The organism is Plantactinospora sp. GCM10030261 (assembly GCF_042666615.1).
Taxonomy (GTDB): Bacteria; Actinomycetota; Actinomycetes; order Mycobacteriales; family Micromonosporaceae; genus KBS50.
Map to the genome: position 1 here is coordinate 100,871 of NZ_JBHTDD010000011.1, position 23,902 is coordinate 124,772.

24 protein-coding genes are annotated in these 23,902 nt (G+C 71.9%); 17 read left to right on the top strand and 7 right to left on the bottom strand.

All coding sequences use genetic code 11. The features are described 5' to 3' along the window. The first annotated feature begins 33 nt into the window (after positions 1–33). From ACFQUZ_RS15455 to ACFQUZ_RS15515, 13 genes are all read left to right on the top strand, one after another. The gene (locus ACFQUZ_RS15455) at positions 34–1,578 is read left to right on the top strand and encodes a phage tail sheath family protein (protein WP_377442599.1); all 1,545 of its coding nucleotides are present in this window, start codon (positions 34–36) and stop codon (positions 1,576–1,578) included. A 17-nt stretch (positions 1,579–1,595) separates the two neighbouring features. Beyond that, on the top strand, positions 1,596–2,039 hold the full coding sequence (locus ACFQUZ_RS15460) for a phage tail protein (RefSeq protein WP_377442601.1): 444 nt from the start codon (positions 1,596–1,598) through the stop codon (positions 2,037–2,039). A gap of 4 nt (positions 2,040–2,043) precedes the next feature. After that, on the top strand, positions 2,044–2,490 hold the full coding sequence (locus ACFQUZ_RS15465; RefSeq protein ID WP_377442603.1) for a hypothetical protein: 447 nt from the start codon (positions 2,044–2,046) through the stop codon (positions 2,488–2,490). Continuing rightward, positions 2,487–2,645 carry a DUF6760 family protein gene (locus tag ACFQUZ_RS15470; RefSeq protein WP_377442605.1) on the top strand — a complete coding sequence of 53 codons (159 nt, stop codon included), beginning with the start codon at positions 2,487–2,489 and terminating at the stop codon, positions 2,643–2,645. The genes ACFQUZ_RS15465 and ACFQUZ_RS15470 overlap by 4 nt, the downstream gene beginning before the upstream one ends. Positions 2,646–3,629: 984 nt before the next feature. Continuing rightward, positions 3,630–5,024, top strand: coding sequence for a hypothetical protein (locus ACFQUZ_RS15475; protein ID WP_377442607.1), 1,395 nt, complete (start codon positions 3,630–3,632; stop codon positions 5,022–5,024). 17 nt (positions 5,025–5,041) lie between these two features. After that, complete coding sequence (locus ACFQUZ_RS15480; RefSeq protein WP_377442609.1) at positions 5,042–5,476, top strand: phage tail protein; 435 nt, start codon at positions 5,042–5,044, stop codon at positions 5,474–5,476. Between the two features lies 1 nt (position 5,477). Further along, positions 5,478–6,239 carry a LysM peptidoglycan-binding domain-containing protein gene (locus ACFQUZ_RS15485; protein ID WP_377442611.1) on the top strand — a complete coding sequence of 254 codons (762 nt, stop codon included), beginning with the start codon at positions 5,478–5,480 and terminating at the stop codon, positions 6,237–6,239. After that, positions 6,229–7,935 carry a VgrG-related protein gene (locus ACFQUZ_RS15490; protein ID WP_377442613.1) on the top strand — a complete coding sequence of 569 codons (1,707 nt, stop codon included), beginning with the start codon at positions 6,229–6,231 and terminating at the stop codon, positions 7,933–7,935. Before ACFQUZ_RS15485 ends, ACFQUZ_RS15490 begins: the two co-directional genes overlap by 11 nt. Positions 7,936–7,946: 11 nt before the next feature. Continuing rightward, positions 7,947–8,231, top strand: coding sequence for a PAAR domain-containing protein (locus tag ACFQUZ_RS15495; protein ID WP_377442615.1), 285 nt, complete (start codon positions 7,947–7,949; stop codon positions 8,229–8,231). A gap of 51 nt (positions 8,232–8,282) precedes the next feature. Continuing rightward, on the top strand, positions 8,283–8,693 hold the full coding sequence (locus tag ACFQUZ_RS15500) for a GPW/gp25 family protein (protein WP_377442617.1): 411 nt from the start codon (positions 8,283–8,285) through the stop codon (positions 8,691–8,693). Next, on the top strand, positions 8,693–10,630 hold the full coding sequence (locus ACFQUZ_RS15505) for a putative baseplate assembly protein (protein ID WP_377442619.1): 1,938 nt from the start codon (positions 8,693–8,695) through the stop codon (positions 10,628–10,630). The genes ACFQUZ_RS15500 and ACFQUZ_RS15505 overlap by 1 nt, the downstream gene beginning before the upstream one ends. Positions 10,631–10,633: 3 nt before the next feature. Beyond that, on the top strand, positions 10,634–11,179 hold the full coding sequence (locus tag ACFQUZ_RS15510; RefSeq protein ID WP_377442621.1) for a phage tail protein: 546 nt from the start codon (positions 10,634–10,636) through the stop codon (positions 11,177–11,179). Then, the gene (locus ACFQUZ_RS15515) at positions 11,179–12,237 is read left to right on the top strand and encodes a hypothetical protein (protein WP_377442623.1); all 1,059 of its coding nucleotides are present in this window, start codon (positions 11,179–11,181) and stop codon (positions 12,235–12,237) included. Before ACFQUZ_RS15510 ends, ACFQUZ_RS15515 begins: the two co-directional genes overlap by 1 nt. 76 nt (positions 12,238–12,313) lie before the next feature. Here the strand turns inward: ACFQUZ_RS15515 and ACFQUZ_RS15520 are convergent, their stop codons facing one another. Then, complete coding sequence (locus tag ACFQUZ_RS15520; RefSeq protein WP_377442625.1) at positions 12,314–15,295, bottom strand: BTAD domain-containing putative transcriptional regulator; 2,982 nt, start codon at positions 15,293–15,295, stop codon at positions 12,314–12,316. An 854-nt stretch (positions 15,296–16,149) separates the two neighbouring features. On the opposite strand from ACFQUZ_RS15520, the gene ACFQUZ_RS15525 reads away from it, so the two are divergent. Together ACFQUZ_RS15525 and ACFQUZ_RS15530 are read left to right on the top strand one after the other, a co-directional pair. Then, positions 16,150–17,019 (top strand): MOSC domain-containing protein, encoded by an 870-nt coding sequence (locus ACFQUZ_RS15525; RefSeq protein ID WP_377442627.1) that lies wholly within the window; start codon positions 16,150–16,152, stop codon positions 17,017–17,019. A 98-nt stretch (positions 17,020–17,117) separates the two neighbouring features. Then, positions 17,118–17,687 carry a TetR/AcrR family transcriptional regulator gene (locus ACFQUZ_RS15530; protein WP_377442629.1) on the top strand — a complete coding sequence of 190 codons (570 nt, stop codon included), beginning with the start codon at positions 17,118–17,120 and terminating at the stop codon, positions 17,685–17,687. Positions 17,688–17,719: 32 nt separating this feature from the next. On the opposite strand, the gene ACFQUZ_RS15535 is transcribed toward ACFQUZ_RS15530, so the two are convergent. Continuing rightward, positions 17,720–18,688 carry a LysR family transcriptional regulator gene (locus ACFQUZ_RS15535; protein WP_377442631.1) on the bottom strand — a complete coding sequence of 323 codons (969 nt, stop codon included), beginning with the start codon at positions 18,686–18,688 and terminating at the stop codon, positions 17,720–17,722. Positions 18,689–18,965: 277 nt separating this feature from the next. On the opposite strand from ACFQUZ_RS15535, the gene ACFQUZ_RS15540 reads away from it, so the two are divergent. After that, positions 18,966–19,094: a hypothetical protein gene (locus ACFQUZ_RS15540; RefSeq protein ID WP_377442633.1), complete on the top strand. Its 129-nt coding sequence runs from the start codon at positions 18,966–18,968 to the stop codon at positions 19,092–19,094. Positions 19,095–19,391: 297 nt separating this feature from the next. Beyond that, complete coding sequence (locus ACFQUZ_RS15545; protein ID WP_377442635.1) at positions 19,392–19,619, top strand: hypothetical protein; 228 nt, start codon at positions 19,392–19,394, stop codon at positions 19,617–19,619. 87 nt (positions 19,620–19,706) lie between these two features. On the opposite strand, the gene ACFQUZ_RS15550 is transcribed toward ACFQUZ_RS15545, so the two are convergent. From ACFQUZ_RS15550 to ACFQUZ_RS15570, 5 genes are all read right to left on the bottom strand, one after another. Next, positions 19,707–20,534 carry an SAM-dependent methyltransferase gene (locus ACFQUZ_RS15550; protein WP_377442637.1) on the bottom strand — a complete coding sequence of 276 codons (828 nt, stop codon included), beginning with the start codon at positions 20,532–20,534 and terminating at the stop codon, positions 19,707–19,709. A gap of 143 nt (positions 20,535–20,677) precedes the next feature. Continuing rightward, positions 20,678–21,241 (bottom strand): DUF6506 family protein, encoded by a 564-nt coding sequence (locus ACFQUZ_RS15555; RefSeq protein WP_377442639.1) that lies wholly within the window; start codon positions 21,239–21,241, stop codon positions 20,678–20,680. Positions 21,242–21,330: 89 nt separating this feature from the next. Beyond that, on the bottom strand, positions 21,331–22,809 hold the full coding sequence (locus ACFQUZ_RS15560; RefSeq protein ID WP_377442641.1) for a cation:proton antiporter: 1,479 nt from the start codon (positions 22,807–22,809) through the stop codon (positions 21,331–21,333). Positions 22,810–22,853: 44 nt separating this feature from the next. Beyond that, a complete protein-coding gene (locus ACFQUZ_RS15565) occupies positions 22,854–23,081 on the bottom strand; it encodes a potassium transporter TrkA (RefSeq protein ID WP_377442643.1) in 228 nt (75 codons plus the stop codon). A 69-nt stretch (positions 23,082–23,150) separates the two neighbouring features. Continuing rightward, positions 23,151–23,885, bottom strand: a complete 735-nt coding sequence (locus ACFQUZ_RS15570) for an SMI1/KNR4 family protein (protein WP_377442645.1) — start codon at positions 23,883–23,885, stop codon at positions 23,151–23,153. Between the last annotated feature and the right edge of the window lie 17 nt (positions 23,886–23,902).

The window sequence follows — 23,902 nt, forward strand, 5'->3', positions numbered from 1 at the left end:
CATCGAGCCACAGCCAGCTGACAAGGAGGCGCGATGCCCACCTATCTTTCGCCCGGTGTGTACGTCGAGGAGGTCGAGGCCGGCTCGCGACCGATCGAGGGCGTGGGTACCGCGGTCGCCGCCTTCGTCGGGTTCGCCCCCAGGGGCCCGTTCCACACCCCCACCCTGGTCACCAACTGGGGGCAGTACACCCAGGTGTTCGGCGAGTTCGCCGAGGACTACTACCTGGCGCACGCCGTCTACGGCTACTTCCTCAACGGCGGCGGCAAGTGCTACGTCGTCCGGGTCGGCGGCGAACGTGCCGACGGCGGGACGGACGGCACCGGCCGGTCGACCCCGGCCACCCCGCAGGCGATGCTCGGCGGCTACCGGTTCGTGGCCCGTGAGCTGCCCGCCGGCCGGGGCAAGGGCAGCGGCGACATCAGCGTCGAGGTGGCCGACGCCACCGGTGACGGGGCCGGTGACGACCGGTACACCGTGGTCGTCAAGCAGAACGGCAAACCGGCCGAGACCCACCAGGTGACCACCAAGCGCGGCAAGGAGAACATCGTCACCGTCGTGCGTGATCAGTCCAAGCTGGTCACCGTGGAGGAGGTGACCGCGGGCGACCTGGCCAAGGGCACGGTGGCCCTGCGTCCCGACGCGACGCCGGTGCCGACCCGGCACGAGGTGGTCGCCGACGACTACGTGGGGGACGTGGCCGAACGCACCGGGTTCGGCGGCCTGGAGGCGGTCGACGAGATCACCATGCTGGCAGTGCCGGATCTGATGAGCGCGTACCGGCGCAACGGCGTGGACCTGGAAGCCGTCAAGGCGGTCCAGCTCGCGATGATCGCCCACTGCGAGCTGATGGGCGACCGGATGGCCATCATCGACCCGCCGCCGGGCCTGTCGCCGCAGCAGGTCAAGGAGTGGCGCACCGACCTGGCCGGGTACGACTCGAAGTACGCCGCCCTCTACTACCCGTGGATCAAGGTGTTCGACCCGGCGACCGGGACGAACGAACTCGTCCCACCGAGCGGCCACCTGGCGGGGGTGTGGGCCCGCAGCGACGCCGCCCGGGGGGTGCACAAGGCCCCGGCCAACGAGGTGGTCCGTGGCGCGATCACCCTGGCCACCCAGGTGACCAAGGCCGAGCAGGAACTGCTCAACCCGATCGGGGTCAACTGCATCCGTACCTTCCCGGGGCGCGGGGTGCGGGTCTGGGGCGCCCGCACGCTGTCCAGCGACCCGGCCTGGCGGTATCTCAACGTGCGGCGGCTGTTCAACTACCTGGAGGAGTCCATCCTCAACGGCACCCAGTGGGTGGTCTTCGAGCCGAACGACGACGCCCTGTGGGCCCGCATCCGCCGGACCATCAGCGCCTTCCTGGTCATGGAGTGGCGCCGGGGCGCGCTGTTCGGCCTCACCCCGGACGAGGCGTTCTTCGTGCGGTGTGACCGCGAGACCAATCCCGCGGAGAGCATCGACGCGGGACAGGTGGTCTGCGAGATCGGGGTCGCGCCGGTCAAGCCGGCCGAGTTCGTCATCTTCCGGCTGGCGCAGATCTCCGGCGGCACCAGCCTGGTCAACGAGTAGGGAAGGCGGAACAGGTCATGGCCCTGCCAGATCTCGACACCTCGGTCGGCCACTCCTTCGGGCTGGAGGTCGACGGCATCGTCATCAAGCAGATCTCCGAGGTCAGCGGCCTCAAGATGGAGCAGGACGTCATCGAGCTCAAGCAGAACACCCCGGACGGCAAGTACGTCGTCAAGAAGCTGCCGGGCCGGCCCAAGGCCGGCGAGGTGACGCTCACCCGGGGCCTCACCTCCGACAACAGCTTCGAGAAGTGGGTCAAGGACGCCCAGTTCGGCAAGATGAGCGATGCCCGCAAGGGCGGGGCCATCATCGTCTACGACTACGAGGGCTCCGCGCTCAAGCGGTACAAGCTCACAAACGCCTGGCCGAAGAGCCTGGAGATCGGTGCCCTCAAGGCCGGCGACACGAGCGTGCTGACCGAGAAGCTGGTCGTCACGTACGAGCAGATGGAAGTCGAGTAACCCGATGCGCCGGAGCATGTCCCTGGCCGATCCGCCAGCCGCCGGTCCCACCACCGCGCCGGCCGAGCGGCCGCGCGAGACGTTGCGCACCGAGTTCCCCTTCCAACTGCCCCGGGGGTACGTCGACGACGCCGGCACCGTGCACCGCGACGGCGTCATGCGGCTGGCCACCGCGCGGGACGAGCTGGTGCCGCTGCGCGACGACCGGGTCCGGGAGAACCCGGCGTACCTGACGGTGGTGCTGCTCGCCCGGGTGGTCAACCGGATCGGCGGGATCACCGACGTACACGTTGGGGTGATGGAGAACCTGTTCGCCACGGACCTGGCGTTCCTGCAGGACATGTACCGGCGGGTCAACAGCGAGGGACACACCCGGGCCGGTGTCGGCTGTCCCGAGTGCGGGCACACGTTCACCGTTGACCTGGCCGGCGGGCGCCTGGGGGAATCGTGACGTACGCGGCCGACCGGCTGCACGAAGAGGTCGCGTACGTCGCATACCACTTCCACTGGGCCCTCGACGACATCCTCGACCTCGAGCATCCGGACCGGCGACGCTACGTGGACGAGATCGCCAGGATCAACACGCGAATCAGTCAGGGACGGTGAGGTGCCATGTGGCCTTGGCGACGTGCCGAACAGCCCGCGCCGGCCGCCGCCGTGGCATCCACGCGACCACCTTCACCGCGCGAACCATGGCGGACGGCGGCGCCGATCCAACGTACGATCACCACGCATCCGCTGGTCAACCCGCCGGAGGAGTTCCGCGCCTCGCTGGGGTCGTTTCAGGATCCCAGGCTCCTCGCGCCGCTCGGACACGCGGTCGGCGCCGGTGAGCCGGCCGGTCTGATCGACGTGTCGGCACCACCGGCACCGGAATCGTCCGACGCCGCGGCGCCGGCCGGGGACGGGTCGCGCCTGGCGCTCGCTGCCGCTCCGACCGCCGGCTCGACAGTGGTGTCCCGATCCTGGGCGGCCCTGAGCGGGATCGCGCAGCGCCTCCTGGACCGTGACCCCCCGGCGCCCCGGCCGGCCACCGGGTCCGAGCCGGTACGGGTGTCCCGGTGGTCGGAGTCCGCCGGCACGCCGCACGTGCCGGCGGGTTCGCTGGAGGCGCAGGCCGGGGAGATCCGCACCGCACCCGCCTCCCCGGCACCGGAGTGGCCCGCCTCCCCGGCACCGGAGTGGCCCGCGTCCCCGGCATCGCAGGCGCCGCTGGAGGCGCTCGGCGACCGTGCCGCCGCCGCGAGCACCGGGCCCGCGGGTGCCGCCTCGGACAGCTCGGCCGGAGACGGCGGCCCGGTGGCCCGCCCCGACGGGCCGGTGCCGCTCGGTATGCCAGCGCCGACACGGTGGTCGGCTTCCGTGTCGCCGTCGGCGCCGGTGCAACGGTCAGCATCCGTCTCGCCGGTGCGACGGTCGGTTTCTGTCTCGCCCCCGCCGCCGGTGCAGCGATCGATCTCCGCCCCGCCGTCGGTACCGATGGAGGGGTCGGTGTCCGTGTCGCCGTCGACACCGGTGCAACGGTCGGTGGCCCCGGCCGATGACCCTGTGGCCCCGGCCGATGACCCTGTGGCCCCGGCCGATGACTCTGTGGCCGCGGTCGATGCGGCCCGGGTGGAGCCGACCGGATCGACGGGAGCGGCGACGCCGTTCGGGGCCACCGGCATGTCGCAGGCGCCGATCCTCGGAGTGCCACATCCCGCCGAGCCAGCACGGCACTCCGGCGCGGCGCCGCCACCGCCCGCACCGGTGCAGCGGGCAGCCGGGGCGGGGACGCCGGCGCGTCGGTTGGGCCTGGGCGCGCCGATCCTGCCCGACGAACCGGCTGCGGCCGGTTCGTCGATCGCCGAGTCGGTGGAGGGTCCGTCGCCGGCTGGTACCGCGCCGACCGCCGGTCCGTTGCCGTTCCCGACCCTGCCCGCCGCCGGTTCGCCGACTTCTACCGCACCGGCGGCCGGCGACACGTCGACCGCCGACGGCGGCGACGGGTCCGGCGACCCGCCAGCCACGGTCGACGCCGGACTCATCGGCGACACCGCCTTCGAGACCGCCCTCGGCGGCGACGTCGGCTCCGCTTCCGCCGCCGGGGCCGAACCCGCGGCCGACGGTGCCGGGCAGTTGCCCGTCCAGCGGACGGCGAGCGATCCCAGAACGCCGACCGGCGGCGCCGGTGACGGGCTCGATGGCGTACCGCTGGTCCGGCCCGACGGCGTTCCACCGTCGCGGGGTGGCGATTCCCTGGCGCGCCGACCCCCTGCCGGTGACGTGGTGCTGGCACCGCTGCCGGTGCACGCCCCCGTCGCCGTGAACCGGCTGATCGGCGACCAGCCACCACCGCTGTCCGTCGCCCGCCTGTCCGAGCACCCGGCCGCACGGCTGACCGGTGGCCGCGTAGATCAACACAATGTCGGCGACGGTGGGCCGTCCCGGCTGGGTGGATCGCCCGACATCGCCGGCATTGTGCCGATCATGGCGGCCGGGGCGACGCGCGCCGCGACAGCGGCGGGGCCGCCCGCCGTCGCCTGGCCCGCCACCGCCCAGCGGGCGGCCACCAGCGAATCGCAGCATTGGTCCGAGGCACCGCTGACGGTTGCCCGCGCCACTCCCGCGACGGCAGGAGCCCGGCCGGTGTCCGCCCCGGTTGTCGCGGTAGGCGTACCCACGCCGGGGCTGCCGCCGACAGTGGTCGCCGCCCCGGCGGTGCAGCGGCAGGTGGTGGCTACGCCCCTGGGCACCGCAGCCGACCCGCCGCCCGCAGCGGCGGCGGCGGCCGGCACCGTCCCCACGGCCGGCACCACCCCGATGGCCGGCACGATCCCCACGGCCGGCACCACCCCGATGGCCGGCACCACCCCGGGTGCGGGGGCCGGTGGCGAGCCCGAGGAACTGCTCGCGAAGCTCTTCGACCCGCTGCTGCGCCGGCTCAAGGCGGAACTGCGGATCGACCGGGACCGGCGCGGGTCGCTCACCGACCTGCGGCGCTGACGGAGGGGAGAACCACCATGGCCGAGCCCGACGAGGCGGTCGCCGTCTGTTTCGTCGTGAAGATCGACGACGAGAGTCTCGGCACCTTCAACAGCTGCGAGGGACTCGGCTGCGAGTTCGTCATGGAGCAGCGCGAGGAGGGCGGCAACAACGGCTGGGTGTGGCAGCTGCCGACGCGCATCAAGTACTCGAACGTGAAGCTGTCCCGGCCGGTCACCTCGGCCAGCGCGAAGATCGCGGAGTGGTTCGCCGGGATGCCCTCCGGGGTGAAGCGTAAGACCGCGACCATCGAGGCCCGGACGCTGGAGGGCACGGTGGTGGCCCGGTGGAGCCTGATGGACGTGGTCCCGGTGCGGTGGAGCGGGCCGCAGCTCAACCCGGACACCGCGAAGGTCGCCACCGAGACGATCGAGCTGGCCCACCACGGATTCCTCAACGGGGCGGGCCGCTGACATGACGTCGCCGATCACGTTCACCGCCGCCGGTGGCGGATCGTCGTCGGCGGGTGCGCCGGCCAGCCTGCAACCGGCGTACCTGGAACTGCGCGAACCGCCGGCCGGTGGTGGCACCGCGAACCCCGGAGCCTCCCTCGGGAAGATCAAGTTTCAGTTCAACCCGAAGGAACTCAGCCTGGCCAAGAACGCCAAGTGGAAGCGGGAGGCGCAGCGCAACGCCAAGAAGAGCGGGCCACCCGAGTTCACCGGCTCGGACCCGAGCAAGCTGACGCTGGAGATGTTCTTCGACGCCACCGACACCATGGACGACAAGGTCGTCAAGGCGGTGGAGCAACTGTTCTCCTGCTGCGTCCCGACGGAGAAGAGCCGGCAGGGCAAGAAGGGCTCACCCCCGTGGGTCATCTTCCAGTGGGGCGGGCTGACCAGCTTTCCGGCCTACGTCAGCGGCGTCACCGCCAAGTACACCCTGTTCACCCCGAGCGGAACCCCGGTTCGCGCGCTGTGCACGGTCACCCTCGAGGAGATCTCCGGTGAGCAGGGCGGCCAGAACCCCACCTCCGGCGCGCTCGCCGCCCGGGACGTACACGTCGTGGTGGCCGGCGACACCCTGGCGTCGGTGGCCTACCGCGCGTACGGCGATCCGGCCCTGTGGCGCGAGATCGCCGACGCCAACGAGGTGGTCGACCCGATGCGGCTGCGCCCCGGCACCCGGCTGCTGATCCCGGCGCTGGAGGAGCTGGAGGGCCGGCATGGCCAATGAGAGCTTCGCCAACACCCTGCTCGTGCAGGTCGACGGGAACCCGCTGCCGGCCGACGTGGCGGCGCTGCTGACCCACGCGTACGTCGAGGACAGCCGGAACCTGCCGGACCTGTTCGTGCTGCGGTTCCGCGACCCGCAGCACGTGGTCCTCGCCAAGGCGAGGCTCACGGTCGGGGCCACAGTGGTGCTCACGGTGCAGACGGCCGAGTCCGGTGGACCGCAGCCGCTGATGTCCGGTGAGGTCACCGCCGTGGAACTGGAACTCGACCGGACCGGCACGGTGACCCAGGTACGCGGACTCGACCCGACCCACCGGCTCTTCCGGGGTCGACGGGTCGCGGCGTACCCGAACATGACCGTCGCGGACGTGGTGCGCAAGGTGGCGGAGCGGGCCGGACTGACCGCGGGCCGGATCGACCCGGTGCCCGGCGTGGGCGGGCAGCGCGACACCCAGCTCAGCCAGGACAATGTAAGCGACTGGGAGTTCCTGACCCGGCTGGCGGACCTGGTCGGCGCCCAGCTCAACGTGGTCGACGGGGCGTTGGACTTCCGGTTGCCCGAGGCGCCGGCCGGCGCACCGGACACCACCGCGAGGGCCACCACCGAGCCGCTGGTCCTGGAGGCGCACCGCAACCTCGTGTCGTTACGGGCCTGTGTGAGCGCCGCCGAGCAGGTGCCCAGCGTCGAGGCGCGCGGCTGGGACGTCGAGCACAAGCAGGAGGTGAGTGCCACGGCGACGCCGCGTACCGCCGGCACCGAGACTCCAGCCGTCGACCCGGTCAAGCTGGCGAACACCTTCGGCGCGCCGCCGTTCCTGGCCGCCGATCCGTCCTGGCACACACCCGCGGTGGTCAAGGCCGCCGCCGAGGCGGTCGCCGGCCAACTCGGCGGAGCCTGCACCGAACTGACCGGGCTGGCCAAGGGCAACCCGAAGCTGCGGGCCGGCGCGGCGGTCGCCCTGGCCAACGTCGGTGACCCGTTCAGCGGCAAGTACACGCTGACCGCCACCCGCCACCTGTTCGGCGAGCACGACGGCTACACCACCGAGTTCACCGCGGCCGGCCGGCAGGAACGGTCCCTCTACGGCCTGGTGCGCGGCGCCACCGGCGCCGACCGCCGGACCGGCGGCCTGGTCCCGGCCATCGTCAGCGACGTCCGGGATCCGTTGAACCTGGGCCGGGTGAAGCTGACGTTCCCGTGGCTCGCCAAGGACTTCACCAGCGGCTGGGCGCGTACCGTCCAGGCCGGGGCCGGCAAGGGACGCGGCGCGCTGGTGCTCCCCGAGGTGGGCGACGAGGTGCTTGTCGGCTTCGCCGGCGGCGATCTCGACGAGCCGTACGTCCTCGGCGGGCTGCACAACGGCAAGGACCCGGCGCCGACGGTGTCGACCGACCCGGTCGACCGGTCCAGCGGCGAGATCGCGGTACGCGCGTTCGTCTCCCGCACCGGACACCGGGTCGAACTTGTCGAGAACGACGGCATCATCGTCGCCACCGGCGACGGCAAACTCACCGTCCGGCTGGACAGGAAGAAGGGCGTCGTCGAGATCAAGGGCGGCAGTGGGGTGACCATCGACGCCGGCACCGGCCCGCTCGAACTCAAGGGTCAGAAGGTTTCCGTCTCCGCGATGTCCGAGGCGGAGCTGACCGCCAACGGTCAGGTCACCGTGCGCGGTGGCGTCATCAAGCTCAACTGAGGGGGTACGGCATGCCACCAGCGGCCCGGGTCGGCGACCCGACCGGTCATCCGGGTGTCATCACGGGTCCCGGCTGCCCGACCGTCCTCATCGGAGGGACACCGGCGGCGCGCGTCAGCGACCTGCACGCCTGCTCGTTCCCGCCGCCGCCCCCGCACCCGCCCGGTCCGATCCTGCCACCGGGGTGCCCGACGGTGCTGATTGGCGGCCAACCCGCCGCCCGCGTCGGTGACCTCGCCACCTGCGGCGCTCCGATCCTGCCGCCCGGCTGCCCAACCGTCCTGATCGGAGGCTGACATGAGTAGACACATGTGCCCGGCGGGCGGACACGCCATCGGGGACCACCGATGAACGCCGAGTTCATCGGCGCCGGCTGGGCATTTCCACTGCGTACCGACGCCACCGGGTCGATCGCCCTGGTCAGGGGTGAACGGGAGATCATCGAGAGCATCCGGTTGATCCTCGCCACCGCGCCCGGCGAACGGCCGATGCGGCCCGAGTTCGGCTGCGCCATCCACGACCTCGTCTTCGCTCCCGCCGACGCCGCCACCGCCGGCCGGATCGCCTACGAGGTGCGGCTGTCGCTGGAACGTTGGGAGCCCCGCATCGAGTTGGCGGACGTGATCGTGCGGTTCGACGCGGTCGAGGACGGCAAGCTGCTCATCGACGTGCGGTACACCCTGCGCGGCGCCAACGACCCGCGCAACCTCGTCTTCCCGTTCTACGTGATCCCCTCGCACGAGGAGGTGGCTTCCTGATGCCGCTGCCGACGCCCAACCTCGACGACCGGCGCTTCCAGGACCTCGTCGACGAGGCGAAACGCAGGGTGCAGCAAGCCTGCCCCGAGTGGACCGACCACAACGTCTCCGACCCGGGGGTCACCCTCATCGAGACGTTCGCCTTCATGGTCGACCAGCTGCTGTACCGGCTCAACCGGGTCCCCGACCTGCATTACCTGCGCTTCCTGGAACTGATCGGGGTGCGGCTGTTCCCGCCCACCGCGGCACGCGGCGACATCACCTTCTGGCTGTCCGCCGCCCAGGACACCGAGGTGCTCGTCGCCGCCGGAGCCCAGGTGGCCAGCGTCCGCACCGAAGCCGACGAGCCGGTGGTCTTCACCACCGAACGCGACCTGCGGATCGTGCCCTGCACGCTGAACAGGATGATGACGGGTCCGGCCGGCGCCGCGCCGGCGGACCGCACCGACGACCTGCTCGCCGGCGGCGGCGTGGCCTGCTTCGGGCAGAGCCCCCAGGTCGGCGACACCGTCTACTTCGGGTTGTCGGCGGCGGTGCCGTCCTGCGCGGTGCTGCTGCGGCTCGACTGCCGCACCGAGGGTGTCGGCGTCGACCCCCGCGACCCGCCATGGGCATGGGAGGCGTGGGACGGTGGCGGTTGGGCGACGTGCGAGGTCGACGAGGACACCACGGGCGGCTTCAACAAGCCGGGCGACGTGCTGCTGCACCTGCCCGAGACCCACGACGAGTCCCTGGTCGGTCGGCAGCGGGCCGGCTGGGTGCGGTGCCGGGTGGCCCCCGCCGAACCCGGCCAGCCGTTCTACCGCGCCTCGCCGCGGATCTCCACCGCCGCCGCCTCGACGGTCGGCGGCACCGTCTCCGCCGTGCACGCCGAGGTGGTACGCAGCGAGGTGGTCGGCATCTCCGAAGGGGTGCCAGGACAGCGCTTCCCGCTCGCCCGCCGACCGGTCGTCGCCGCCGACGAGCCACTGGTGGTCGAGATAGCCGGCGGCGACGGCTGGCACGAGTGGCGCGAGGTGGGCACGTTCGCCCACTCCAGAGCCGACGACCGGCACGTCCTGCTCGACCGGGTCGCCGGCGAGCTGGTGTTCGGCCCCGCCGTCCGGGAACCCGACGGGAGCCTGGTCCACTACGGCGCCGTACCGCCGAAGGGCTCCCCGATCCGCGTTCCGCAGTACCGCACCGGCGGCGGCCGGCGCGGCAACGTGGCCCGCACCGTCCTGCAGGTGCTCCGCGACCCGGTGCCGTTCGTCAGCACGGTCACCAACCGCCGGCCCGCCGGCGGCGGCGTGGACGGCGAATCCGTGCGCGACGCCGCGATCCGTGGACCGCTGCTGCTGCGCACCCGCGAACGGGCCGTGACGGCCGAAGACTACGAGCAGCTCGCCCGGGAGGCGGCACCGGACGCCGCGCGGGTGCGCTGCGTGCCGGTCGACGAGACCTCCGAGGCGGTACGGGTGCTCGTGGTCCCGGCGGTTCCCGAGTCTGCCGAGCTGCCGTTCACCGACCTGATGCCCGGCCGGGCGATGCTCGGCCGGATCAGCCGGCACCTGGAGGAACGCCGCTGCCTCGGTGCCCGGATCTCCGTCGAGCCCCCGTTCTATCAGGGCGTGACGGTGGTGGCGCAGTTAGAGGCGCGGCCCCGTACCGCACCGGAGGCGCTGCGGGACCGCGCGACCCGGGCGCTCTACGCCTACCTCGACCCGGTCCGGGGCGGGCCGGACGGCACCGGCTGGCCGTTCGGCCGACCGGTGCAGGCCGGCGAGGTGTTCGCGGTGCTCCAGCGACTGCCCGGCGTGGACCTGGTCGGCGACGTACGGCTCTTCGGCGCGGACCCGACCACGGGGGAGCGGGGCGCCGCCGTCCAGCGTCTCGACCTGCCCGCGAACGCGCTGGTCTTCTCGTACGGGCACCAGGTCCGCGTGACGCGGGGCTGAGCCATGCGCACCGCGATCGCGAACCTGCCGACGCCGCACCCGATCGGGGAGCGGTTGCCCGCCCTGTACCTCGACGACGATGTCACCGTCCGGCTCACCGAGGCGCTCGACGCGGTCCTCGCACCGGTCATGGTCACCCTGGACTGTTTCGCCGCCTACCTCGATCCGAGGCTCGCTCCCGAGGATTTCGTCGAGTGGCTCGCCGGCTGGGTGGCCTTCGCCGTCGACGAGAGTTGGAGCACCGCCCAGTGCCGGGAACTCGTGGCAAACGCGGTCGAGTTGCACCGGTGGCGCGGCACCAAACGTGGGTTGGCGGCGCACCTGCGGCTACTCACCGGTGGCGAGGTCGACATCGAGGAGAGCGGGGTGTGCGCCTGGTCGGATCGGGCCGGCGGCCCGGTGCCCGGTGACGGGCCACCCCGGGTCGCGGTCCGGGTCCGGGTGGCGGACCTGCGCACCGTCGACCAACGCCGGCTCTACGCGGCGGTCCGTGACCTGCTGCCGGCACATGTACAGGTAAGCGTCCACGTATCGGTGGAGGAGCGGTGATGGCTTCGGCGGTGTGTGGTGAATGCGGGCAACGCAGCCCGGCAGGGGTCCAGTTCTGCGGCACCTGCGGCGCGTTCCTGGAGTGGGCGCAGGAGGATCCGGGCGGTGGCGAACCGGCCCCGCCGGTCGACGCTGTGGCGCCGCCCGATCTCGCTGCGGCGCCGCCGGCACCGTCCGATCCGGTGCTGGGCGAGTCACCGCCAGATCCAGCAGCCGGCCCGGTCGGCCGTCCGGCGGGCGGGGCGGCCGTGCGCCGCCCCGACGAGGCACCCCGACACCGGCCCGTGGCGCTGCCCGAGACGCCGGCACCGCTCGCCGCCGGTGAACGACCGTGTAGCGGCTGCGGCACCGGCAACGACCCGGCCCGGCGGTTCTGCCGGTCCTGCGGGGCGCCCCTGACAGGAACGGTCGTCGAGCGGCGACCACCCTGGTGGCGACGGCTGCTCGCCGCGCTCGGCGGTCGGCGTGTCTACCGAGCGGGGTACCGGCGACCGGTGACCGAGCCGGCCCGCTGGTGGCGTCCAGTGTTGCTGATGGCCGTGCTGCTCGCGTTGGTCCTGCTGGGCGCCGGACCCGGTTGGGGAATGGTGGGTCGGCTGGTCGACACGGTCCGCGACCGAACCGCCGACCGCGTGGCCGTCACGCCGGCAGCGGCCCGCGCCTCGTCGGCGGCCCCGCGAGCCGGCGCGGAGCAGGTCTTCGACGGCGTGTCGAACCGGTACTGGGCCCCCGCGGACTCGGCCGAGGGGGCTTGGGTCGAGGTCGACTTCGACCGGCCCGTACGCCTGCTGAACATCATCGTCACCAGCGGCGTGTCGACCGACCAGCGACAGTTCCTCACCCAGGACCGACCCCGGGAACTGGAGGTGGCGGCGACGACGGGGTCCGGGGAGGTCGTCCGCACCACGCTGACACTCAGCGACGCACCGGGCGCCCAGCCCTTCGCCGTCACGGTCGGCGACGCGCTACGCGTCCGGTTCGTGATCCGGTCGGTCTACGACAGCCGGCAGGGCCACCTGTGCGGGCTGGCCGAGCTGGAGTTCCGGGCCCGCGGCTAGCACCTGTGCCGACGGCCTACGCCGCAGACCGATCGAGGGCTTTGACACAGGCTCCAGGCTCTCCCGGCCGGGCACCTCAGGAGACGGCGGGAACGCCGGGAGCGGCCGGCCCGCGCGACAGCACCCGAGCGGGGGACCGCCGGCCGGCCGTCGCCGGTGGTTGCCGGCCGGAGTTCGCCGGGGGTTGTCGACCGGGATTGGTCGCTGGTTGCCGGTCGGGGCCGGGCGCGTGCAGCGAGGCCAGCACCTCGGCGTAGTCGCGGCGGACCCGGGCAGCCGCGGCGGGATTGCCCAGCAGGTCGAAACCGTCCGCGAGCAGGCGCCACGCCGGATCGCAGTAGCGGTCGATCTGCACACAGCGCTCGGCCGCCGCCACCGCCTCCTCGACCGCGCCAGCGGCGAGCGCCGCCGTGGCGAGCCCGAGCGCGGCGTCGGTCGCCTGCTGGCGCAGCACCTCCCGCTCGTGTACCACCCACTCGGCCGGCCCGTCCTCCGGCAGGAGATCCCCACCGTAGGCCAGCACGGCCCGGCGCAGCGGCTCGACCGCCGCCGCGGCGCCGCCACCCAGACGGGCCCGACGCGCCTCCGTCAGCGCCGTCGTGAACTCGGCGATGTCGCTGTAACCGCCCTCGGGAAGCGCCAGCCGGTACGCGTCACCGCTGCGTACCACGAGCCCGGAGTGCCCCCGGGGTGTTCCCGGCTCCAGGAACGTCCGTAGGCTGGACAGCGTCACGTGCAGGTTGCGGGTGGCGGCGGCGGGCGGCAGGTCACACCAGAGAGCCTCGATCATCGTCTCCCGGTGGACCGGCCGGCCGGCGTACATGGCGAGCAGCCGCAGCGCCTCCCGGGTGCGTGGCCTGACTCCCGACAGGTTCACCGGACGGTCCCGCATCCGCAGCCGGAAGCCGCCGAAGCAGCGCACCTCCACCGGTGCCGGTTCGGCCACCCGGACCCGGTCGTCCAGCCCGGCACCCGCCCACCGGACGGCGATCGCCGGCGGCAGTCCACACTGTGCGGCGAACGGCCGCGGGTCGGTGGTTGTCGAGCCGCACCGCCTCGCCGCCGCGAGGGCCGCGACCCGGGCCCCGGGGACACCGGCGGACCGGGCCAGCCCTTCGGCGCGTTGCGCCTCCACATCGGCGTCCGGCAGGCCGACGGCCGCGGTGGCGAGGGCGACCAGAGCCTGGGCCCACACCTCGAGCACCCCGGCGTCGAGCGCGCGGCAGCGCTGGAGCAGCTCGACCGACTCCTCCAGGTCGGTGTTCGCGGACACCGGCGCGACGGACCGCACCAGGCACAGCGCGGCCAGGGCCAGCGCGGCACCCCACTGGTCACCCTCGCGGTCGCATTCCCGGACCACGGCGCGCGCCTCGACGGCACCTCGCGGGGTGCCGTCGAGGGCGCGTGCGGCCCGCGCCATCCGGGTCAGCCAGGGCAGCCGGGCCCGCTCGGCGGCGGTCACCACGTCACCCACCCGCTGTCGACCCTCGGGCGCGCCGGTGGCAAGCGACCAGCAGGCCTGGAGTAACTGCACCCCGAGCCCGGCGACGTCGGCGTCGCCGGCGGGGTGGTACGCGACGCAGCGGCGCGCCTCGACCAGGTTGCCGGCCAGCAGATAACCCACCGCCTGTACCAGCGGCTGTCCAGCCGTGGACGCCGCCACGAGCGTGGGATGTTGCCGGGTCGCCTCCCGCAACGCGGCCGAGTAGTGGCCGGCGATCGCCGCCCGTCCCGGCAGCCAGGTCGCGGCCAGCCGGCGCTCGGCCCGGCATCGGGCGCGAGTGCGCTCGTCGGCGAAGCGATCCTCGGCCGCCCGGAGGTGGTCGATCGCGGCGGCCAGCCGCCCCCGCGCCAGCAGGTGCCGCCCCTCGGCGAGCATCAACCACGGATCCTCCGCCACCAGCCAGTCGGGCAGTACGTCCCGCCACGGCTCCACACCCTCGTCGACGGCCCGGATGCCGAGCCGGTCGAGGATGTCGCGGACCGCCGTCCAGTCCTCGGCCCGGGCGTACGCCCGGGCGGCCTCAACCTCGGCCCCCTCGGCCGCGAGCGACGCGCCCGCCCGCGCGTGCCACTCCCGGGCGGCGCCTTCACCGATCTCGTCGGCGAGCGTCACCGCCAGGTGCGCCCGCAGCACCTCGTGGTAGCAGTAGGAGCGGCCGCCGTCGGGGCTGGAGGTGAACGCCCGCCGACGCTCCAGCTCCTCCAGGTGCTGCCGGCTGGTGCCGGGACGACCCAGCAGGAGTTCGCACCGCTCGGGGGTGAGCACCTCGAAGACGCAGGTGCGGACCAGGAACTCCCGCAGCTGGGCCGGCAGCTCACCGAGGACGGTGCGCGCGAGGTACGCCCGGGTCAACGCCGAACGGCCGTCCAGAGCGGCGACCGTCCGCCGCCGCTCGGCCAAGGGCTGGCCGCGGGTGGAGAGGTGGAACAGGTGGAGGCCGGCGGCCCAGCCGCCGACCCGGCGCGTCAGGGCGGCTGTGTCGTCCGGCGGCAGCGGTTCGCGGTAGACCTCGCGGAGTAGGTCCTCCACCTCCCAGGAGCGGAACCGCAGCTGTTCGGCGTCGACCAGGCCGGTCTGCGCGAGTTCGAACCGCGACAGATTGAGGTCGGGCATCCGCCGCCCGGCGCACAGCACGTGCAACCACGTCGGAGCGTGGGCGAGCACTGTCTCCAGCGCGGACCAGGCGTCACCACGGGCCAGCAGGTGGCTGTCGTCGATCACCACCAGTGTGTCGGGCGTTCCGGGGGCGGCCCGCAGGGCGGGCAGCAGGGTGTCGATGCCCGCGGGAGAGTTCCCCGACGGCCGCCCCGGGACGCAGTCCAGCAGGACGTCGACCAGGTGCTCGGCCGTGGCGCCCGCGCTGTCCACCTGCCACCATCGGACCGGACCGGTCCAGGTGGACGCGAACTGGGCGAGCAGGGTGGTCTTTCCCGCCCCGGCGGGCGCAACGACCAGCGCGAGGCGCGCCGTCCGCAGCCCGTTCAGCTCGTCCAGCAGGCGGGGGCGCACCAGTCCCGGATGGCTGCGGCTCGGCCAGGGCTCCGGTGCGCGCATGAAAGCCCCCTTGTACCCGGCGACGCGCGTGGCGTCGGAGACGGCTCACCGTTTGGAGGAACCCCGCGTGCCGCTCGCAGCCGTATGGCCGGTGCCGCCAGCGATCGGGCTTCTCTCGGTGAGTCTGGGCGCAGACTCAGACGTCGAGTGTCGTTGATGCGACGATCGACACTTTCCGCCAGCGAGATCGGTCCGATCGGTGGTGTGGAACGGTCTGGTGGGGAGTTGCGGCGCGACCGGAACTGGTCAGCGGTACTCGGCTGGCCAGCTTCGTCCTGGAACGGCTGGCGCGGCGGCCTCCGCCGGCAGCGGAGCCGGTGCTCACCGTCGAACGGGCACGGCCCACGCCGAGGCCGGTCAGTCGCCGCCGGGGGCGGGATCGATGCGGCGGGGGGCTCCGGGCCGCGGTTCACTGACGCCTGGATGCGACCTGGCCACTGCGGCCCGGTACTCCGGTCCTCCGGCACCACCCGGCCTACCAGTGCCGGGATACCCGGATACGGGTACGCCGGTGGGGATAGCGACCCGGGGGTGCGGGTGGCGGCGGGGTGGGGGAGCCGCCGTCCGGGGCACCCAGGGGACTGGTCATCACCGGCGGCACGTCGGCGGTCAGCGCGCCGCGTCCTGGTGATGTGCGGCGCCGGGCGTCCACGACAGGATCCGCGCGTCGACCGGACCGCCGGAGACACCGTCGGGACTGTCGCGGGGTCCGGTACGCACGTTGACGGGCGGCCCCCCGCGAGGTAAGACTGGTGCCGTCGGAGCCGAGAGGCGCTGCGACGGGCTCCGCCCGCCACGCTCGGCCGACGTCCCGGAGTGGGAAAGGGCGCCTCCTCACAGCAGGAGGTGCTTCGATGACGCCTGGTTACCCATTCGTCGCCGACGTGTCCGGTGGCCTCGTCCGGCAACTGATGTTCTACCCCGTCAAAGGCTGCGCCGGGGTCTCGGCGAGTGCGGCGGATCTGACGGCTGCTGGCCTTCGACACGATCGGACCTTCGTGGTCACCGACCCCGCCGGAGCGGTTCGCACCCAGCGTCGTGATCCCCGGCTGGCCACGATCCACCCGAGTCTCAGCCAGTGCGGCACCGAGCTGACGCTGGGAGCTCCGGGAGCTGACCCGATCCGCGTATCGGTCGATCTCGTCTCGACCCGGCGTACCGTCACGATGTTCGGATCCGGGCATCCCGGTATCGACCAGGGGAGCGAGGCTGCCGGGTGGCTGTCCCGGGTACTCGGCGCACCGAGCCGGCTGGTCCGGGTGCCTCCGGAACACCATCGCGTCACCGACGGTGAGATCGCCGGGACATCGGCGTACGCGGACAGCTGCGCGATCCATCTCCTGTCGCTCTCGTCGGTCGACAGCCTTAACGAACGGCTCGTCGCGCGGGGGGCCGAGCCGTTGCCGGTCGATCGCTTCCGGGCCAACATCCTCGTCGAGGGCTGGCCCGAGGCCCACACCGAGGACCACACACGGCGAATCGTCATCGGAGACGGCGAGCTCGGCTACGCAAAGCTCGCCATCCGCTGCGTCGTCACGATGGTGGACCAACATGCCGGACGACGGTCGGGCCCGGAACCGATTCGCACCCTGGCCGCCTACCGGCGTCGCCCGGGTGGTGTGGCGTTCGGCGTCAAGTTCGCCGTGCTCCGCCCCGGGCGGGTCGCGGTGGGGATGCCCGTCGGTGTCGCCCGATGGGACAGCGGTCGTTCGGGCATGCCGTGAGGTCGTCTACCGTCATCACCGAGTCCGCAGGATCGGCCGGTAACGGAGGGCACATGAGCCAACGTCGCACCGAGGCGGACGTTGAGCGAACGAGGGCGATGCTGGTGACCGCGGCGAAGCGGATCGTCCGCAGGTCCGGGGCGAAGGCCCTGACGATGCGGGCGTTGGCTACCGAGGCCGGCTGCGCCATTGGCCTGCCGTACAAGGTTTTCATGAATCGCGACGAGCTGGTTCTCGAACTCGTGGCCGAGGAACTCGTGCGCCTGTCGCGCGAGTTCCGTGACTGGGTGTCGTCCGCCGGGCGCGGTACCGTCGGTGGCAACCTGGACCGTTTCGCGACCATCCTCCTTGACGCGGACAGCCCGGCGGTTCTCGGTGTGAACGACATCGACGACGTCGCGATCTCGGCGCGGTTGAAGCGGGTGACGTCGGAGTCGGGCCTGCCCAGGGCGTTCGACGCGGCCATTGGCGAGTATCTGCGAGAAGAACAGCGGATCGGCCGGGTGCGCGCTGACGTGGATACCGAGGCGTTCGGATTCCTCATCACCGGCGCGATCCACAATCTGGTCGCCGCGGGAGAACAGTATCCGCGTCCGGCCCGCCGGACGCTCCGTTCCTACCTCCAGGCATGTGCGCGCACCCTCGCCCCAGCCCCGTCGGCCGAGTGAACGTGGGTGCGTGCGGAGGCGGCCTTCGTCGATCAGCCCGTCGCCTCGGGGAGGTGAGGGGAGGTTGCCCCGATGACCTTCGTCAGCGTTCGCAGCATCGCTGTCACGGTCGGCGGGCAGAACGGCGTGTCCGTGGTGAGGGCCAGGAGTCTGCGGCGTGGGAGGGCGGGCTGGAGTCCGCGCAGAACGATGTCCCCGCGAACCGTTCCCCGTGCCGAGGTGGGCGCCAGCATCATGCCGCCGCCGGCGGCGACCAGTGCTTGTTTCGCGTTCCAGTCGTCACAGTGCACGGTCACCCGCGGCTCGCGGCCCAGGGCTTCGGTGAGGCGCGGAAGCGGACCCAGACAGTCTGGATGGGCTCCTTCGATCCAGGGCTCGTCGGCCAGGTCTCTCAGGTTCACCTGATCAGTGCCGGCGAACCGGTGGTCGGCTGGAAGCGCGATCGCGAGTTCCTCGTCAACGAGGGACACGACGCGGAGCCCATGGAGCGCGTCGGCTCGCCCTGAGTCGGTCGGGTGGCAGATGGCGCCGCCGCGATCTCCACGCGTGCCCCAACTGGTGCGCAGCACCAGGTCCACGGTGCCGTCGCGGAGGGCGGCGAGTTGCGCCTCTTCGGCCAGCTGGACGAGGCTGATCGCGACCCCTGGATACGCCGCTGTGAACCGCTGGATGGCGGCTGGGACGAAGCTGCTGTTCGCACTGGCGAAGCCGGAGATCCTCAGTTGGCCGCCAGTGACGTCAGTGAACGCGGAGAGGCTCGCCTCGAAGGTCCGCAGTCGGTCGAATATGTCCCGAGCGAGGCGGAGCGCGACGTCACCAGCCGGGGTGGGCAGCATGCCCCGGGGTACGCGACGAAACAACTTCACCCCGAGCCGGCGCTCCAGGCCACTCATCTGCCGGGAGACCGCGGGCTGGCTCATGGACAGGACCTCACCGGCCCGCGAGAGGGAACCCTGTTTCCCCACTTCGATAAACACTCGTAGGGTCCACAGCTCCAGCATGGATCCGCCTTCGTCTCGTGAGGGTGCGCGGCCGGCAACACAACTGTGAACGCTAGTTCACGGTGTCTCCGACGACAAGATCCCCTTGGGGCATCCGGCCGACGGATCCGCCGATCGCCACAAGTGGGCACGTCACACGTCGCTTCCGATGCGTCCGGGTTATCGCTGACCTGGACAAGCTGCATTGGTGATCTCAAACGGCGGCACGGACGATGGGTTCACCTGGCCGCCGAGCCCAGCACCCGTGACGGCGCCACGGCATGCCTGCCACTCGACAATGGAGACGCATGGCCCGTACCGCGAACTGTTCGGCTCCTCGGCGGCCACCCGCCTGGTCGTCTCCGCGCTCATCACCAGGTTCGGAACACCGACTTACAGCCTCGCCCTCGTACTGGCCATCGTGTAGCGGCGCGACTCGTTCGGGCTGGTCGCCTTCATCACCGGTCCGCTCCCCCGCCACGACTCCGACGGTCGGTCCGCCCGGCCACCGGCCCACCCTCGTACTCCTGTCGCTCACCGCGACGGGCACGTTCGGTTTCGGCTGTCTCCGCATGACCACCGTGGCGAACGCCCAGGCCATGCGAAGGCCCGAGGCGGCGGGCCTGCTGATCGGCCTGCTGCGGTCGGAGCACCCATCGGGACTCTGGGCTTCGGCGCGTTGCCGGCACCGCCCGCCAGGCGCTCGCTGCTTGTCCTACTCGGCGTGGTGGAGGGCGGTGTGCTCCTGACGATTCCGGTCGCGCCGCACCTCGTCGTCGCGGTGGTGATGGCGGTCAGCGGCCTACTGGGCGGCCCACGCGACACGCTTTACGTCCAGGTCGCCGGCGACTTCGATCCGGCGACCGACGAAGGCCCGCCGCCGGGCACCGTCCACCACGTCGGCGAAGCTGGCCGCGTCCATCCGCCCAGTCTCTGCCAGCGCCTGGCATGACCGCCAGTAGCCACGTGATCCGTGGGACCGGCCGCGAGGCGTGTCCGTCGGCGGTCGCGTCCCCGCCGACGGATCTCACGGGATCGGTTACGGCTTGCGGGCGAGCAGCCCGACGAAGGTGTGGTAAGTGTCGGTCTGTTTTGGGGCGGACGCGTCCGGGTCCGGACGCCACTCGGCCACCGGCACCAGCCCCGGTTCCAGCAGCGTCAGCCCGTCGGTGAAGGAGAGGATCTCCTCGTCCGTACGCCAGCGACCCGTGCCCAGCGACTCGTTGAATATCCGCTCGACCTCGCGGGCCTTGCGGGACGCCTCCGGGTGCCGCTCGCCCGGGTCACGGAAGTGCGAGATCGCCACGTAACTGCCGGACGGTATCGCCTCGATCAATGCCGCCGCCACCGCTCGCGGATCCTCCTCGTCGCCGAGGTGGTGCAGGATCGCGAAGAGCAACAGCCCGATCGGCCGGTCGAAGTCGAGGAACCGATGGACCTCCGGATGGTCGAGGATCTCCTGTGGTGTCCGGACGTCCCCCTGGATCACCGTCGCGGTGCCCTCGGCGGCCAGCAGGGCCCGCCCGTGGGTCAGGACGATCGGATCGTTGTCCACGTACACCACGTGAGCCTGTGGATTGTGCTCGGTGGCGACCTCGTGCACGTTGCCCTGGGTGGGCAATCCCGATCCGATGTCCAGGAACTGGTCGATGCCCGCCTCGGTGACGAGAAAGCGGATCACTCGTCGAAGGAAGGCCCGGTTCGCCTGGCCGGCTGCCGGCCCGTCCGGGGTGATCCGCAGGGCGTGCTCGGCGACCCTCCGGTCGGACTCGAAGTTGTCCTTGCCGCCCAGCATGAAGTCGTAGACCCGGGCCACGCTGGGAATGCTGGGGTCGATGCCGGGGGGCGCCGCCTTGTCGGCCGTCACAGGCGTCTCCATTCGATTCGGATCAGCGCCCGCCAAGGCACGCGGGCGGCTCCAGGGTTGCGGCGAGTGTAGCGATCGGGGAGGCTGGATTTCCGCCCCGACTGGTACCGCTCCCAAGGAGCCGCCCCGCCAGCTCGACGCGTTCAGGCGGACGCGAACGAGGCCGCGTAGGCGGCGGCCCCTCTGATCGACTCGAACGGCCAGGTGACCAGGGCGATGTCGGCGTCCGGGCCGACCCGGTCGACGACGTCGGCGGCGGTCACCAGCGCGGTGCCGCCACACAACTCGACGCGGACCGCGCCGTCGCCCACCTCGGCCGCGGCGATCCCGGCCATGGCCGCGCGCGGGACCCGGATCACGCTGGTACGCGAGCCGTCCGGGTGCCGACGGACGAGACGGTCGGTGGTGGGGTCGGCGGTATCGTCCTCGATCAGGACGGCGGAGGACCCACTCGGCGGTGCCAGGTGCCCGGCCACGCCGACCGGCGCGCGACCGTCCACCGCGCGGATCACCTGGCGCGCTCCGGTGAGGCCGAATCCGCCGTACAGCTCGATGAGCCGCACCCCGGAGCGGACGCCGTCGGCGGCGATGGTGGCGGCCGTGGCGGGGTCGGCGACCCAGACCACGTCGGACATCTCGCTGAGCGCCGCGCGCTCGCCACCCGGGGCGGCGTCGGCGTCGAGGACGAGGAAGAGTTCGGTGCTCATGATGGCCCTCCGAGTTCTCGAATGATCAACCCCGGCGGAGGCTAATACCTCAAGCGCGGTTGAGGTCAACCCCGGCTCCGCACGCCGGTTCACGATCGGCTGGCGCCCATGGGCTCGCGGACCAGGGCGCCGTCGACGTAGCAGTAGCGCCAGTCCTCGCCCGGCTCCAGCGACCGGATCAGCGGATGGCCGGTCTGCCGCTGGTGCTCCTCGGCGTGGTTGTTGGCCGAGTCGCTGCAACAGCCCACCGCGCCGCAGGTCAGGCAGAGCCGTAGCTGCACCCAGTCGTCCCCGCTGTCCAGGCACTGCGGGCACGCCTCGGCGTCGGATTCGGTGATGTGGATCCGGTCCAGGTGGGTGCAGGCGGTGCTGATCGTCTCCTCCCGCACGTACCGCCAACTCGGGTGCAGCAGCCGGTCCGGGATGATCCGGGCGAGGTAGCGGGAGTTCGCCGCGAGCAGCGGGCTGACCACGGCCAGGACCAGCACGTACAGGGCGATGAACGGGCCGATCCGGGCGTCCAGGCCGGCGGCGATGGCGAGCGTGGCGAGGATCAGCGAGAACTCGCCGCGGCCCAGGACCGTCAGCCCCACGTTCGCCGCGCCGCGCTGGTTGAGGCCGAACAACCGGCCGGCGATCAGCCCGGCGACCACGTTTGTCAACACGGTGAGCAGGACCGCCACCAGCACCGGCAGTGCCACCGAACCGATCGCGCCGACGTTGATACTCAGCCCGAAGACCACGAAGAACACCGCGGCGAAGACGTCGCGCAGCGGAAGAACGAGGCGTTCGACCCGTTCGCGGATGGGAGTGCGGGCGATCACCAGGCCGATCATCAGCGCACCGATGGCGTCGGAGACACCGATCTCTGCCGAGACCCCGGCGACGAGCACCACCAGGCCGACCATGAGGACGGCGAGTAGTTCGTCCTCGTTGCTGTCGATCACCTTGCCGACCAGCCGGGCACCATAGCGCGCGACGGCGAAGAGCGCGACCAGGTAGGCGAAACTGAGTCCGATGCGCAGCGTCAACTCTCCGGCCGAGCCGGCGCCGGACAGCAGCGGCGACAGCAGCGCCAGGTACAGCGCGAGGAAGATGTCCTCGATCACGATGATGCCCAGGATGACCGGGGTTTCCGCGTTGGCCAGTCGACGTAGCTCGATAAGCAGTTTGGTGACGATGGCCGACGAGGAGATGCCGAGCGCGCCGGCGATGACGAACGCCTCGTAGCCGCCCCAGCCGAGCGCGAGCCCGAAGATCAGCCCGGCGCCCATGTTGAGCAGGATGTAGCAGCCGGCCGCGACGAAGAGCCGCTTGCCGCTGCCGAGCACCTGCTCGACCGGGAACTCGACGCCCAGGTGGAACAACAGCAGGACCAGGCCGAGCGAGGCGAGCAGGCTCAGATCCTCGGGATGGGCGACCAGCACCGGCCCGGGGGTGCCCGGCCCGAGCAGGATGCCGGCGAGCATGAAGAACGGCACGGTGGGCAGGTTGATCCGGCGACCGAAGCGGGCGAGCAGCCCCGCGATCAGGATGAGGGCACCGAAGCCTACGAGGTCAGCGTGCACGGCGGGGGACTCCTGGGACTGGCCGGGACCAACGGGAAGGCGGGTTATTCGGAGAAGTACGTGCCGGCCAGCAGCGCGCCCACCTTGCGTGCCTGCTCCTCCGACATCTCGATGACCGCCACCGGATCGTCCGCCCCCTCGGCGAAGACGTACAGGTCACGAATGCCATCCCGGCGTACCACGATCGAGATCCGTTGGGTGTGGCTGCCCAGGTCGACGTCGTACCGTTTGCCGATTCCTAGCAGTTCCTGCACATAGATCCCTTTGCCCATGGTCCCTCCCTTAGCGCGATCCACGAAGCCCGTGGCAATCGTACGAGCCCCCCCGCCGCCCGGCTGTGATCAGGAGTGTGGGCTGCGAGGTTGAACGTTCCGGAGCCACGCCGGACGCGTTCCCGACGATGCCGACGCCGCGCACCCCCACTCGGAGGCGGGTCCGTGGTGGGCATCGATCTCCAGGGACGATGTGTCGGGGTCGGTCGCGAACTGTTCGAGATCCTCGGCGTAGCGGACAAGCAGTCGAGTCCAGGACGGAGCCAGCACGTCCCAGGAGGCGCATTCGATATCGACCCGAACCACCTGTCCTGGCGTTCCCCCCGGCGCCGGGTCACAGTCGAGCAGCCACCACACATCCCCGTTCATGTCGCCCACGACCACCGCGCCTGGCGAGCCGACGATCGGTCGCACCGGTCCGTTGAGGGAGAGCATCTCCGTATCGACCAGGTGCGCCCAGACCTGGGGGTCGTCCCAGTCCGGCTCCGGGTGATGGTTGTCGCGCCACATCCGCGTCATCTCGATGATCTTGCTGGTGTCGTACAGCTGGGTCAGCGGCACCGGGCTGGGGTCAGGCGGTGGCAACGTCGGGCCCGGGTCGGTTCCGTTGTGGACGCGGAGACTGGCGCGGAAGTCGGGTGGCAGCGGCACGGCCAACGCGGCCTCCACCGCGTCGATCTCCCGCTCTGTGGCCGGAGCCGTAAGCTGCCGTAGCGATGCCGGCAGGACGCGCCTCAGGCCAGCCTCGACCCGCGCCCACGCCTCGACAACGCGCTCGTCGATGTCGGTCTGGGTGTCAGTCACGACGGAGACTCTAGACA

Coding starts and splice junctions, on each gene's coding strand:
- ACFQUZ_RS15510 (WP_377442621.1), top strand. CDS start 10,634: ATGCGCACCGCGATCGCGAACCTGCCGACGCCGCACCCGATCGGGGAG.
- ACFQUZ_RS15480 (WP_377442609.1), top strand. CDS start 5,042: ATGGCCGAGCCCGACGAGGCGGTCGCCGTCTGTTTCGTCGTGAAGATC.
- ACFQUZ_RS15535 (WP_377442631.1), bottom strand. CDS start 18,688: ATGCTGGAGCTGTGGACCCTACGAGTGTTTATCGAAGTGGGGAAACAG.
- ACFQUZ_RS15455 (WP_377442599.1), top strand. CDS start 34: ATGCCCACCTATCTTTCGCCCGGTGTGTACGTCGAGGAGGTCGAGGCC.
- ACFQUZ_RS15490 (WP_377442613.1), top strand. CDS start 6,229: ATGGCCAATGAGAGCTTCGCCAACACCCTGCTCGTGCAGGTCGACGGG.
- ACFQUZ_RS15460 (WP_377442601.1), top strand. CDS start 1,596: ATGGCCCTGCCAGATCTCGACACCTCGGTCGGCCACTCCTTCGGGCTG.
- ACFQUZ_RS15520 (WP_377442625.1), bottom strand. CDS start 15,295: ATGCGCGCACCGGAGCCCTGGCCGAGCCGCAGCCATCCGGGACTGGTG.
- ACFQUZ_RS15485 (WP_377442611.1), top strand. CDS start 5,478: ATGACGTCGCCGATCACGTTCACCGCCGCCGGTGGCGGATCGTCGTCG.
- ACFQUZ_RS15500 (WP_377442617.1), top strand. CDS start 8,283: ATGAACGCCGAGTTCATCGGCGCCGGCTGGGCATTTCCACTGCGTACC.
- ACFQUZ_RS15530 (WP_377442629.1), top strand. CDS start 17,118: ATGCTGGTGACCGCGGCGAAGCGGATCGTCCGCAGGTCCGGGGCGAAG.
- ACFQUZ_RS15495 (WP_377442615.1), top strand. CDS start 7,947: ATGCCACCAGCGGCCCGGGTCGGCGACCCGACCGGTCATCCGGGTGTC.
- ACFQUZ_RS15525 (WP_377442627.1), top strand. CDS start 16,150: ATGACGCCTGGTTACCCATTCGTCGCCGACGTGTCCGGTGGCCTCGTC.
- ACFQUZ_RS15555 (WP_377442639.1), bottom strand. CDS start 21,241: ATGAGCACCGAACTCTTCCTCGTCCTCGACGCCGACGCCGCCCCGGGT.
- ACFQUZ_RS15565 (WP_377442643.1), bottom strand. CDS start 23,081: ATGGGCAAAGGGATCTATGTGCAGGAACTGCTAGGAATCGGCAAACGG.
- ACFQUZ_RS15515 (WP_377442623.1), top strand. CDS start 11,179: ATGGCTTCGGCGGTGTGTGGTGAATGCGGGCAACGCAGCCCGGCAGGG.
- ACFQUZ_RS15465 (WP_377442603.1), top strand. CDS start 2,044: ATGCGCCGGAGCATGTCCCTGGCCGATCCGCCAGCCGCCGGTCCCACC.
- ACFQUZ_RS15540 (WP_377442633.1), top strand. CDS start 18,966: ATGGAGACGCATGGCCCGTACCGCGAACTGTTCGGCTCCTCGGCGGCC.
- ACFQUZ_RS15505 (WP_377442619.1), top strand. CDS start 8,693: ATGCCGCTGCCGACGCCCAACCTCGACGACCGGCGCTTCCAGGACCTC.